Genomic DNA, 12,340 nt, shown 5'->3' with positions numbered 1-12,340 from the left:
TTAAAAGCTTTGCCAGCTTCACTTTGTCCTGTAAACACTGAAGTTCATGCACGAAACGTCTGTAAGCGGCCCTCTAAACACCAGAAATTCCGGAACTCTCGAGATGTCGGGCTGTGTCCAGAATGTCCAGCATCTAACAACCATCGTCTCTACGAACTCCAAGTTGGTTTTATCGAGCCTCATGTCGTTTGTAGTATTGACAATAATATAGTCTCCTTCTTCAAACATCCTTCCTTCAACGCTGGCAGATATAAAGTAAGCTTTGTGGTCTTTGAGATACCACGCGAGAGGCCAGTACTCGCCAATGCTTGTGAAGACATAAACAGTCTCGTTCTTCGTTTTCTCTGCAAACTCCCTAACATCGTACTGGGTGGGTAAGTAGAGTGCGGGTTCTGCGGGGTTCACCGGGTTGATGTGGTTAACGTGGACAGAACCGTAAGCCGAGAAGAGAATGCAAATCACCACAACACACTTCAACTTCTGTCTGTCGATTCTGGAAGCAAGCCTGCTTATCCCGATTCCCGCCAGAAGATACATGGGGAAGAGGATGTGGACGTTGAGCCACGGAACTTTTTCCTGCATGTAGGAGAAGAAAATCAGAGAGCTAAGGAACCAGTAGGCAGCAAAGGCTTCAAATTCTTTTCTCTGTGTAATTATGGTGTACACTGCAAAAATGGCCAGCAAAAAGGCCGGTAAGTCGTAGAGGAGGATTAATTCGAGGTAGTAATACCAGGGCCCGGCGATTCTTGCAATTTCATGCTGGTACTTCCAGTAGCTTACTGCCTTCACCGCCGGAAACTCTGAAAAATTCGTGAGAGGAGTGGTGTAGGTGAACAAGTTGGTGTAAAAGGCAAAATAAACCAGTAAGAATACTGCAAGCGAGATGGCCAAATCAGAGACTCTGAACTTTTTGATGTCGAATATGAAATACAGGGCAAATATCGCAGCGATAGGGTAGAAAGTCTCCTTAAGGGTCGCAAAGAGGGCCATGAAGACGAATGCTGCCGCTAAAAAGAGAGTGTCTTTGTCCACTCTGAGATCTGTCAGGCTCTTTTCCTTTTCGAGATATCTGAAAATAAAGTAAGCGAACAGGGCGGTGAAGAGAAGTTGGAATATGTCCGCCCTGCAGAACCTTGAGTAGTTTACGATTATGGCCGAGATGGCTACAAGAATTGCTGCAATAACAGCCGCATCATCCCCAATAAACCTTCTGTAGAGGAAAGGTGTTAGTGAAACCACAATTCCCGTTAAAGCGGGAAGGATGCGAAGGGAAAACTCACTCTCTCCAAGAGTTTGAACGGGAACGTAAAGCAGGTAGTAAAGGAGAGGCCCATGATATGCCGGGTCGTACTTGTAGTTTCCGTTAAAAAGGGATTTCAGGATGGTTGCATGAATACTCTCATCAAAGAAAAGCGGAGGAAGGGATAAATTGTAAAGCCTCATCAAAGCGGCAATTATGACTACAGCGATGATTGGAATGGTCTTTCTCATGAAGGAAAGATTCTAAGTTGAATTATATTGGTTTCTCTTCAGCTTCCTTTTTGTGATTTCTTCCCTAACACACCTAACAAACTCCTGAACTTCCCTCGACTCTGTATCCAGTATCCTCCACTTTCTGGCAATTTTTCTGTTCTCAACTCCGCTTCCAACAAACTCGTAGAAAACACTGGTTCTGTAAAAGTAGAGGCCGAGAGCGCCAATACCGATGAGGGGGAATGCCCAAAATCCTACGACAAGTCCCAGGGCGATTATTGCTCCTCCCCCAACAAGCAGCCTGACATCTCTTCTGGTTGAGAGAGCAATTCCGTCAACCTCAGAGTATGGCAGTTCTGCAAAATCCTCCCCCTTAGTTGTTGCCTTATACTTCAAAATCCTCGCGTTAGTTGCGTAGAACTCATATCCAGTCAGACTGTCCCTGCACTGAGACAGAATTTCCTCCTCAGGGGAGAGATAATACCTTATTCCGCTTCTGACCTCCACCTCTCCAGAGGAGAGTTTTTCTATCAGCCTCTTTACCTCATTAACTTTCTTTACCTTTCTTCGGAGATACTCCTCCACGTACTCCTCAACTTCCTTGGAGTTTTCGATTAAGACGTCGAAACCCTTTTTCGTGAGCCTTAACCCATCCGAGTTCTCAATGTACCCTTCTTTTTGAAGCTCTTCCAGAACGGTGTCAAGTTCTTTGCTTGAGACGGGCAGCAATGTTTTGATGTCGAGGGAATGGTTAACTCCTTCCGATATCAGGTACAGGATGACAATTTCGGTCTTGCCCAGTTCTCCTTTCTCACGTTCGGCATTACGCTCCTCCACCATAGCAAGGTTTTGCAGAAAGAGCTTTGCCTCCCCAACCTTTCCCACTATCTCTTCATCCGAGACTAATCTTTCAATCTCCCCTACTGCCTCCTCTACTGCCTCTTCATCAAATTCTCCGTCTGGAGCTAGTTTCTCTATGGATTTCCTTACCTCGCTAACCGTGTTGGCAACTTCTTCCTGCATCAAAACCTCAAAACCCTTCTTGGTGAGCTTAAGCCCATTTGCATTCTCCAAATAACCTTCACGCTCTAGAGTGGCAACAATGTCATCGATCTCTTTTTCCGAGATTGGTAAGATTGCCTTCAGCTCTTCAATACTGCCAACACCTTCCGAAATCATGTACAAAACCACAGCCTCGATTTTGCCAATCATTAGTCAATATTAACTCACAACTTAATAAATTTATTGATGAATCTCATAAAAATTATGATAACAATAAGCTACTCCTCACCATAGACCGACTGATAAACCAGCTCTATAACATCCATTACTGCCATTGACTTGTCCGCCCCTACAGCCTTAACGCCGTCCTCAAGCATTATCATGCAGAAAGGACATGCAACGGCAAGCACCTCTGCCCCAGTCTCTGCGGCTTCAGCAGCCCTTATGTTGTTCGGCCTGTTTTCGCCAGGATATTCTCTGACCAAGTTGCCTCCCCCGCCTCCGCAGCAGAAGCTCCTGTTTCTGTTTCTTGGCATCTCCACCAGCTCAACGCCAGGAATTGCTTTCAGAATTTCTCTCGGAAGCTCGTACATCCCGTTATATCTCCCAAGGTAGCACGGGTCGTGGAAGGTAACTTTCTTGTCGACTCTATTCCTTAACTGAAGCTTCCCGGTCTTTATCGCGTCATAAAGGACTTCAAGGATGTACTTCACTTCTATGCCATCATACTCGTTCTTGAATGTGTTGTAGCAGTGTGGCGAGGTCGCAAAGAGCTTCTCAACTCCGTACTTCTGGAAAGTGGAGTAGTTCTCCTCCCTGAGCAACTGGAAAAGTCCTTCCTCGCCTACTCTCCTTACGTCGTTACCGCAGCACCCCTCCTCTCTTCCAAGGATGGCGTAGTTAACTCCAATGTCTGCCAGAAGCCTTGCAAGCTTTACTGCAACCTGCTGGTTTCTGTTGTCAAAGCTATGACCACACCCTACGAACCACAGCCACTCAAACTCCGGATTTTTCTTGACTGTTGGCACCTCAACTTCACTCTTCTTCACCCACTGGTCTCTCTTGAACTTTGCCTCCCCCCACGGATTCTTCTGCTTCTGTATATTGGTCAGGAAATCTCTTATGTCAGGTGGAGTTTCAGCGCTCTCTACCAATCCCCTCCTAAGCTCTCCGATGATCTCCATCTGCTCTATGTAGACAGGGCACATCTCCATGCATGCCCTGCATGTTGTGCAAGCCCATACAGCCTCGTCGTCGAGCACCGCGCCGATGAGGTTGACTTCATCAACATTTTTGCTTGTCGTTAGCTCTTTCCTCAAATTCTGCATTAAGTACATCGGAGAAAGCGTGGTGCCTGAGTTAAAGGCCGGGCAGTTGTCCTGACATCTACCACAACGCATGCAGGCAAAGCTTGAAAGCAGATCTCTCCACTGGAGGTCTTTTGCCGTGATAGCCCCTATATACTCCTCGTCGTCAATTTCCCTCGCTGAAACTCTCTCTGTTCTCGTGAGAATGTTCAGAGGAGCGGTAATTGCGTGCAGAAGCTTAGTGTAAGGTACTGCAGCTATTAGAGCGAGTGCTAGGAGAGAGTGTGCAACCCAAGCTGCACGGTAGTAGCTGATGTCAAACGGAAGCATTTGGGCCAGAAGCCCCCCAAAAATCGCTGTATAGGCTGGATAACCTGCTGCAAGCCTTAAAGCCTCAGCAGAAAATCCTAACAGTCCGACAACCAGCAGTCCGAGCAGTACGGCGGAATCATCCCTTGCAAAAAGCCATGTTTTCTGAAATCTTGTTGGTTTGAGAACGTATCGGTTAATTGCTGCAATAACTAGCCCGGCAATGAATGCAATTCCTGCGATGTCCATCAGAAACTCGTGTATGAGATAGAAAGTCCCTTTGAAAAACTCGGACGTCGTGTGGTCGGCCAGAGTTAAAATGCCGGTTCCGATGGTGAGCACGATTATTCCCCACAGCAGCAAGAAGTGCATAAGTCCCATTTTGGTCTCTCTTGCGAATAGCCTAAGGAGAAGCAAGCCGTCTTTTATTACCCACATTACCCTTTTCGGAAGATTATCCAGCCTGTTCTCATCTCTCCTGCCCTGTCTGATTATTCTGTAAACTCTGTAGATACCGACGAGGAAAATGACTCCTGCAACAATGAAGGCAATGTAGTGAAGCGTCACTTGGAATTCTTCAACACCCCAGAGCAGCTCTCTTGTTGGTTCGCTCATTTCGTCACCCCCTAGCAATTTTTCGAAAGACATCTGCGTTATTTTAAATTTTTGTAATTAAGTATTAAGAATTATTCGAAACGTCTGCTGAACTCACGTCGGGCTGGATAGGATGATAGATCGGGGAAAAAAAGAGTTAGAGGAGCGGACAATGTAGTTGAAAAAATTTCGAAAATGTTATTACCTACCACAAAATCAATTATTTATGGAGCACGTGGTTTATGTTGTTGGGCATAAGAATCCTGATACGGACAGCGTCTGTTCTGCGATTGCCTTCGCCTACCTCTGGAACAAGTGGAAGGAAGGTGGGAATATAAGCAAGATGATGAAAGTTGAGGCGGAAGCTAAACCTGTGATTCAGGGAGATGTCAACCCGGAGACAAAGTACGTCCTTGAGAAGTTCGGCTTTGAGGTTCCTGAGATTATGACAAACGGTGAGGGGAAGAAGGTTGCTCTCGTTGACCACAGCGAGAAGGCGCAAACTGTAGAAGGCATAGACAAGGCTGAAGTTGTGGCGATAGTTGACCACCACAAGATTGGTGATGTAACCACTCCACAACCAATCCTCTTCGTAAACCTGCCTGTTGGCTGCACCGCTACCGTTCTGAAGCTTCTCTTCGACAAAACCGGTGTTGAGATTACGAGGGAGATCGCGGGGATTCTGCTGTCATCCATCCTCAGCGATACGGTGATTTTCAAGTCAGCTACCACAACTGATCTCGACAAGGAGGTTGCGGAAGAGCTTGCCAAGATTGCGGGTGTTGATGATTTGACGAAGTTTGGTGTGGAGATCAAGTCTAAGCTTTCAGCGGTTGACGACTTGTCGGCGATGGAAATCATCAAGAGAGACTACAAGGACTTTGACATGTCCGGCAAGAAGGTGGGAGTGGGACAGATTGAGCTTGTCGACCTCTCGCTGATAGAGAGCAGAATTGACGAGATATACGAGACGATGAAGAAAATGAAAGAAGAAGGAGGCTACGCAGGAATATTCCTGATGCTCACGGACATAATGAAGGAGGGCACAGAGTTGCTTGTAGTGACGGACTATCCGGAGGTTGTAGAGAAGGCTTTTGGCAAGAAGCTTGAGGGCAAGAGCGTTTGGCTTGACGGAGTGATGAGCAGGAAGAAGCAGGTTGTGCCCCCTCTCGAAAAGGCTTTTGCCGAACTCTAATTTTTTTGATGTAAATACAGCTTGCAACATTTTATCACGACCAAAAAATTAAAAAAGGTTTGTGACCATTAAATACATTTGTGAAAGCTGAGACCACAACTGGTGTAGAGGAACTGCTGAACGAGCTTGTCGGAAGGGTTGCCGGTGAGGTCGGTTTGATTCTCTTTTCGCTTGGCATCGAGGGTGAATTCACAGATGATCAGCTTTCCCTCGAGCTGGGGATAGAGATCAACGAAATTAGAAAGGCTCTTTTTGCACTCTACGAAATAGGACTGGCGGATTACGTCAGGAGGAGAGATGACGAGACGGGGTGGATGGAATACTACTGGCGGATAAACTACAATAAAGCGGTGGAGGTGTTAAAACGGGAGCTTGAAAAAACGGCGAAGAAGCTGAGAGAGAAAATTGAAGCCGAGACAAGCACGATTTACTACATCTGCCCCAACATGTGTATAAAGGTGTCCTACAACGACGCGATGGAGTTCAACTTTGAATGCCCACGCTGCGGGGCGATGCTTGACTACCTAGATTGCAGCAAAGCTGTTGAGAAAATTGAGGAGGAGGTTAGGAAGATAGAGGAGATTTTGAAGAGTTTATGAAAAAACAACTTCCCTGAAAATTACAATTATTTCCGACATTCTTTGAGAAAAGATTTCGTTTTCTACTGTAACTGTAGGATTCTCAGAGTAGTAGCAGCTTGAATGTTGAGTTTTCGAGGAGTCAAGTGTAACGTTGAAGTAACCCTCACTATTTTCAAAGAATTTGCACCAGGCATAACCATTCTGGGTATCTCTGATTATAAGGTATACATCGCTGAAGTTATATCTTACTCCAGGAACATAAATGCGACTGAAAATGCTGCCCCCCTCGTTAACAAAAAACCTGAATCTGCCCGTGCCTGCAAGAGACAAATTACCTTCAACAACTGGAATGTTCATAACGAGGAATGTAGTTCCCTGAGTCAGTGTGGTGTTGTATAGAATTCTCGGCTCGTAGAGGAGCTTAGAATAGTCCTGTGAGGAGTACTTGGAAAAAATACTTCCTGCTTCAATAGTGAGCAACCAGTCTTTGTAGCTAAAAACCAGTTTTCCGACTGTTTTGTTTAGCAGGCATGCGGAAAAATTGTAATTTGAAGCCGGACAACTCGGTGAAATATAAATATCTCCAGTTGAGAGGTTTATGCACCCAGCAATTGAGTTGGGGATATCTCCACATTCCAAATCATTAGGGTTGGCCTCGGTGTAGTTAACAAACGCCAAAATAAACTCCGGGTTAGTTCTATCAACCCATAGCGTACCTCCCTGCATTTCGATCTCAACTGCCTGAGATGGTACTTCACCAAATGAAACTGAATGAATAATGTACTGAATTCTTTTAAAGCTCTGTTCGAGGCTCTGGGACATCACACTTCTTTTCATATCCTCAACCATGGTGTTAACCTGAACGAAAACGATGGCAAGCACTGCCATAACGATTCCAAAAATATACATGTAGCCCAAAACTTCGGAAACTCCGTTTTCCCTCATGACACATCAACTCTCGTTACAATCAGGTTTAAATTGCCGTTGGTCTTTTCAATTCTAATTAATTTGTCGCTGCAATCGTTATCTACAAGATCTACAGGAGGATTGCTTAATGCGTTTAAAGCTTCCTCTATGGATTTTTTCCATATCTGGCAGAAATCAGATTCTATTTCGATTGACGTTATGTTGCTGAAAATGGTTGTAAAATCATGCTTGAAATTAACAGTAATCTTAGAACCTCCAGCGGAGAAGTTTCCGTGAAAATCGTAAATAGAGAGATAGAGTGTGTCGTTTGTTACAATTAAATCAGGTTCTGAGACGGAGAAAGGGTTGACGGTTCCGTATTCTTTAAGGAATATTCCTGATTCAAAAACCAATTCTCTTCCAGTGGTTTCGATGCTAAGTGTGTGGACTTTCCATTCTATCTCCATATCATGAGAAGCATGAATAAATGCGTTTACATTGGGATGGGGATTTCCTTGAAGCCCCGGTGGAAGGGTTGAAGTAAAAACTCTTAGTGTAAAGTATTTCGAATTGGAAATACTGCCTCCATTCAGTTGTATTGTTTTAAAAGTAGATAGTTCACTACCATACTTCATTCGTTGGATAATCTCCTTAATTTCAGCCATGTTTTTTATAGCATTTCTGTAGTTCACATTGTCAATACTGCTCGATATAAAAGGATGAGAAATGGTGTATATTAGCCCGGCTGCTGTGACTATTATCACGACAGTCAGTAAAGCCCCCACTACTTCTGAAACAGCCTTGCTATCCAAGTGTAATCTCACCACCCTCACCTGTTGTAACAACCAGCTTATCCTTATCAGACACAATCTCCATTCTGCACTTTCCGTTCGTCCAAGTTGAGCCTGCTGGACATGTTGTTGTCTCCTGACCGAGGTAGTTGAGTGGAGTGAAGTCTATATAGGAGATGTCAAAACCTTCGTTGTTGATGTCGTATGTTCCCTCCTGCGCATCCTCTTTTACCTTCAACCTCACAGTCAGCTCAATTGTCTCATCTTTCTGTATAGATGCCATATTGAGCTTTATCACGGTCGAAGAAGGAAGTTTGTCAACCTGAAGGTCAACGGGGTTGCCCTTACTGGATGTGGCAGTTGCACTTACGAACTCAAAGGGGCCTGAGAGGGTTACATTGAGCGACTCGTTAATGGATATGTTCTTAGCAGCAATCTGAAAGATGTTGAATATCGTCTTATACGCTTCCAAGAGTTCCTCGCTTGTTGTGGCGAAGAAGTAACATGGCTCATTGTTGTCTGGGCGGGGGGAGGCTATATCTTTGAGCAATTCCTGACCATTACTCGTTAGGGAGGTACCAAAACCTATCGTGCAGATTGGAATTTCAAATCCATTGATTTCAAGGTTATTCTTGATGTAGTTCGCAACGCATAGAGCCTGATTGGCTCCACTCTGGCACCAATCACTGCCATCACAGCTACCATCACACAAATCACATCCAAAGTAGTTCTTTACGTCACACTCGGTCGTTTCTCCGTCAGTAAGCAGAATCATCAGCGGGCGGGTATTGTTAATGCAATCTGTGCAGTTGTTTCCAGGCTCATTCCAGATTGGGAATACTTTTACTCCATAGTAAAGCGCGTCTGCATGGTCCGTAGCTCCGTTTGGTGCAAGGGATCTGATAAGGTCATTTACGTGATCCTTGTCTTTCGTCATGTATTTTAGAGGGGAAGAGTTCACCTCCACTCTGCTGGCGTCGTCTGAGAACTTGGTCAAACCTACAAAGTCACCATCGCCGAGCATGTTGTTGAACTGAATTGCAGCAAGCTGGGCCGCCTCTATTCTCTTTAAATAAACCGTCGCTTTGAAAGTTTCTGACTCCTTGGATGTCGGAACTACAATGATTTTGAAAGTACCTTCTGGAGGGTTGTTGTTCTCATATCTGTATTTTATGTCATACGAGTAATCTCTATCAATATCACGGGCAAACTCTTTGTTGCCTGATGGTTCAACCACCCAGACATTCAGAAGTACATTTGGATCGTTGTGATTGTCCTTGTAGGTGCAATCGTAGTCACAAGTCCAACCTGACAACCAACTCCACCAACAATTTCTATCAATATACCAGTAAGGCATACTTCCCTGAAAATTCGAAATTTTTAGATAACTGAAGTCAACATCTGCGGGAAGTTCGAAGCTGAACTCCTGGTAGTTTGAATAGCTTATATTTTCATTTAGAATGATACTGCCATTAAACTTCACGAGTATGGTTAGATTAATCTGCTCAGGTGCTCTTGCAGTAACTTCTATGGTGTAGCTTCCCTTAGCGTTTGTATTGACATACTGCTTTCCAACCTTTTCTCCATCAGTGTAATCTGTCCCTACCTCAGCGCCGTTAACGTAGAGTTTGACGAAAGAGCTATCTATTCCCTTTCCGTTCCATGGTGGGGGTGAGCAGCTATCACAGGAGCTAAAACAGCTCAAATCATAATACCAATCCGACAGCTTATCAGTAGTGTAAGCATAAATCTCCAGATTTCCGGGGTTTGTAGAGAAATCTGTTGTATTCACAACCCTTCTAACAACATTGGGAACAATAGTTTGGTTAAATTCCTTGTAAATTGCGTCCCAGTCCATGCTCCCTGACACATCAACCACGTGCACGGCTGAGAGATTTATTGCCTGATTGACAAAACCCCTTCCCTCAAGCTTTAAGTGAACTTCGAAGGTCTCGCCAGGTGAGACCGTTTTTGGCTCAACCCACTTATTGTAGGTGATGTATGGATTTGACTGTATCGGTTTTTCAGAAACGAGAAGGGACTCAGCAGAGCTGGCATTACAGGTCTCTTTTTCCTCTATCCACGCAAAAATCTCAGCCCTGCACTCATAGTCGTATCCACCAATATTTTGGCATCCGGTAATGTCACTTATGTTTAACTCAATAATTTCAGACTTTCCACTCCCTTCAATAACAGTGCCATTCCAAAAGGTCACATTCCATGATACCGGTTCTGTGATTTCATTTGAATTTTCAAAGAAAACCACAAGCTGAGTCTCACCACCCTTTTCAACACTTGATGGTATAAAGTCCAGCCTCGGTTTTAATTCAAAGGGGCAGGCTTCTTCCCTAGTATATGTAATTTCTGGCTTCTCTTCACCTTCGGCCTCGGCACTTAAGACCTCTCCTGACGTTTTTATCTCAAGCTTCCCGCCTTCTGGTAGGACGAATTTATCCAACCCCAGCCCACTCTGAGCTTTGATATCACCAGTAACGCTTTCTAGTGAGATAAAAATTCTGTCACCTCTCTCTTCAAATCTAACCTTGTATTCATAATCTCCTACTTCCGGAAGGAGAGATATCTTTGTTTTAATGTAACCCGAGGGCGGTCTGAGGAGAATATAGTCGGTGTAGTAGGCAGATATCTGTGAAGCAACATCGGCAAACTGGTTTTCAGCAACTCTCAGAACCTGAGCTTCGGTAAGAACGTCATGAATGGATAACCCAAGTACAACAACGAATACGCTTAAAATTGCAGCAAGGAAGAGGTATTCCAAAAGGAGTGAGACTCCTTTTTTGTCAACACTCATCTCCTTCACAATAATCCACCTCCACACTCTTAAATTCTATCTTATTCAAACCAATATAACAAACCCAGCCGTTCTTCGCACACAAGGTTTGGATTTGAAGGTTAACCTCGCTTAGGTTATCCTTATAATTCTGCTGTATAAATTGCAGATTCCTAATCTCCTCCTTAGGAAAGGCGAGCATCGCTCTTGAGCTTTCAACACCTGCGATAATATTCTGTGCATAAACATATGATAAAGTAAGAATGACAATTACGACTACGAATGCAAATAGAAGAATCATCTGGCCCCTTTCGTCTCCTTTCAGGTTCTCCATAGGGTTAACCTCACCTCCACCACCTTTGTTTCTGGTGTGGTTAAACCGAAACACTCCGAGTTGTGGAGATTTGGAACAACAACAAACCTGCTAACCCTCACGGCATCAGGCGTAGGTGTTCTGTTAAAGCCGTTGAGGGTTATCTGCTCAATTTTGCTCCCATTAGTCCAAATAAGGTCGACTCTACCAAAGGTATTTAAGTTTTCAAGTATTTTGCTTAAATTTGTGTTGAACTCCTCTGGTGCTTTGTATCCTGATGAGCAGTTTTCAATCATGCCTGCTAATGAGGAATTACCCCCATTTGGGTTGTCTAAAATTTTCAATATGTCGTATCCAATCTGTTTAAGCTGAACGTTAGCAAAATCACTCCAAGAAGGTGCGATTACCACTGTGCTTTGAAACATAGTGTAAACGGCGAGAAGGATGAGAAGAGATGCTGCGACACCTTCAAGAGTGAAAGTCTGACCCTTTAAGTCCATACTACCACCTCTAACCTGCAAACGCACCTTCCCGCTACTGTATCACATGGAATTGCTGTACAGTTGTCCACATAAACAAGTCTTTCAAATTTCATCACCTGACCCATTTCCGGAACTTCTCCGCCTCCGGAAACCAAAACGGATCCATTTAGCTGCTTTAAGCTAAAATTGAAGTGATAGCTTTGATTTCCGACATTCAAACCCAGATAATCCTCGATCTTCTCCCTGCAAATCGGGTAACCCATCAATTCATCCACTTTTAGAATTTTAGATGTATTGAGATGGTTCTCCTCTGTACCCTTTGTGTAATCGAAATTTGCCAAGCCGATTCTAAATTCGTAACTGTCACAATTGCTTGGATAGACTTTGCTATCCCAATCTGCCGGGTAGCCGCTATCCTCCACAAGCAGTGTGGCAATACGGTAGGCTTGACTTCCAAGGGAAATTTCATACCTTACATCAGCAAAAACTCCGGGAAGAAACTGAGCAACAAAGATGAACGTAACTAAGAACATGGAAAGCCCAATAAGCATGTCGAGGCTTAGCTTACCCTCGGTAGATTTTCGGCCATATTTACTCAT

The 12,340-nt window shown here is 44.3% G+C and carries 11 protein-coding genes; 2 read left to right on the top strand and 9 right to left on the bottom strand.

Going from position 1 to position 12,340, the window contains the following annotated elements:
• Positions 1 to 18: 18 nt before the first annotated feature.
• The 3 genes from H0Z19_RS02030 to H0Z19_RS02020 form a co-directional block, all read right to left on the bottom strand.
• On the bottom strand, positions 19 to 1,491 hold the full coding sequence (locus H0Z19_RS02030) for a flippase activity-associated protein Agl23 (RefSeq protein WP_290723302.1): 1,473 nt from the start codon (positions 1,489 to 1,491) through the stop codon (positions 19 to 21).
• Positions 1,492 to 1,503: 12 nt separating this feature from the next.
• On the bottom strand, positions 1,504 to 2,685 hold the full coding sequence (locus H0Z19_RS02025; protein ID WP_290723300.1) for a hypothetical protein: 1,182 nt from the start codon (positions 2,683 to 2,685) through the stop codon (positions 1,504 to 1,506).
• 68 nt (positions 2,686 to 2,753) lie between these two features.
• Complete coding sequence (locus H0Z19_RS02020; protein WP_290723298.1) at positions 2,754 to 4,706, bottom strand: (Fe-S)-binding protein; 1,953 nt, start codon at positions 4,704 to 4,706, stop codon at positions 2,754 to 2,756.
• A gap of 205 nt (positions 4,707 to 4,911) precedes the next feature.
• Here H0Z19_RS02020 and H0Z19_RS02015 point away from each other — a divergent pair, with 205 nt between their 5' ends.
• Positions 4,912 to 5,880 (top strand): manganese-dependent inorganic pyrophosphatase, encoded by a 969-nt coding sequence (locus tag H0Z19_RS02015; protein ID WP_290723297.1) that lies wholly within the window; start codon positions 4,912 to 4,914, stop codon positions 5,878 to 5,880.
• 80 nt (positions 5,881 to 5,960) lie between these two features.
• Complete coding sequence (gene tfe / locus H0Z19_RS02010; RefSeq protein WP_290723295.1) at positions 5,961 to 6,479, top strand: transcription factor E; 519 nt, start codon at positions 5,961 to 5,963, stop codon at positions 6,477 to 6,479.
• Here tfe and H0Z19_RS02005 read toward each other — a convergent pair.
• From H0Z19_RS02005 to H0Z19_RS01980, 6 genes are read right to left on the bottom strand one after another with little or no spacing between them, the layout of a single operon-like run.
• On the bottom strand, positions 6,474 to 7,406 hold the full coding sequence (locus tag H0Z19_RS02005; protein ID WP_290723293.1) for a hypothetical protein: 933 nt from the start codon (positions 7,404 to 7,406) through the stop codon (positions 6,474 to 6,476). The two genes, tfe and H0Z19_RS02005, sit on opposite strands and share 6 nt — an antisense overlap.
• A complete protein-coding gene (locus H0Z19_RS02000; protein WP_290723292.1) occupies positions 7,403 to 8,191 on the bottom strand; it encodes an archaellin/type IV pilin N-terminal domain-containing protein in 789 nt (262 codons plus the stop codon). Before H0Z19_RS02000 ends, H0Z19_RS02005 begins: the two co-directional genes overlap by 4 nt.
• Positions 8,172 to 10,967 carry a VWA domain-containing protein gene (locus H0Z19_RS01995; RefSeq protein ID WP_290723371.1) on the bottom strand — a complete coding sequence of 932 codons (2,796 nt, stop codon included), beginning with the start codon at positions 10,965 to 10,967 and terminating at the stop codon, positions 8,172 to 8,174. Before H0Z19_RS01995 ends, H0Z19_RS02000 begins: the two co-directional genes overlap by 20 nt.
• Positions 10,957 to 11,280 carry a hypothetical protein gene (locus tag H0Z19_RS01990; RefSeq protein WP_290723290.1) on the bottom strand — a complete coding sequence of 108 codons (324 nt, stop codon included), beginning with the start codon at positions 11,278 to 11,280 and terminating at the stop codon, positions 10,957 to 10,959. The genes H0Z19_RS01995 and H0Z19_RS01990 overlap by 11 nt, the downstream gene beginning before the upstream one ends.
• Positions 11,268 to 11,759: a hypothetical protein gene (locus H0Z19_RS01985; RefSeq protein ID WP_290723289.1), complete on the bottom strand. Its 492-nt coding sequence runs from the start codon at positions 11,757 to 11,759 to the stop codon at positions 11,268 to 11,270. The genes H0Z19_RS01990 and H0Z19_RS01985 overlap by 13 nt, the downstream gene beginning before the upstream one ends.
• Positions 11,750 to 12,340 carry a hypothetical protein gene (locus H0Z19_RS01980; protein ID WP_290723288.1) on the bottom strand — a complete coding sequence of 197 codons (591 nt, stop codon included), beginning with the start codon at positions 12,338 to 12,340 and terminating at the stop codon, positions 11,750 to 11,752. The genes H0Z19_RS01985 and H0Z19_RS01980 overlap by 10 nt, the downstream gene beginning before the upstream one ends.

The sequence above is a fragment of the Archaeoglobus sp. genome, from assembly GCF_017656475.1.
Taxonomy (GTDB): Archaea; Halobacteriota; Archaeoglobi; order Archaeoglobales; family Archaeoglobaceae; genus Archaeoglobus.
This window is presented reverse-complemented; position numbering and strand designations above follow the sequence as displayed.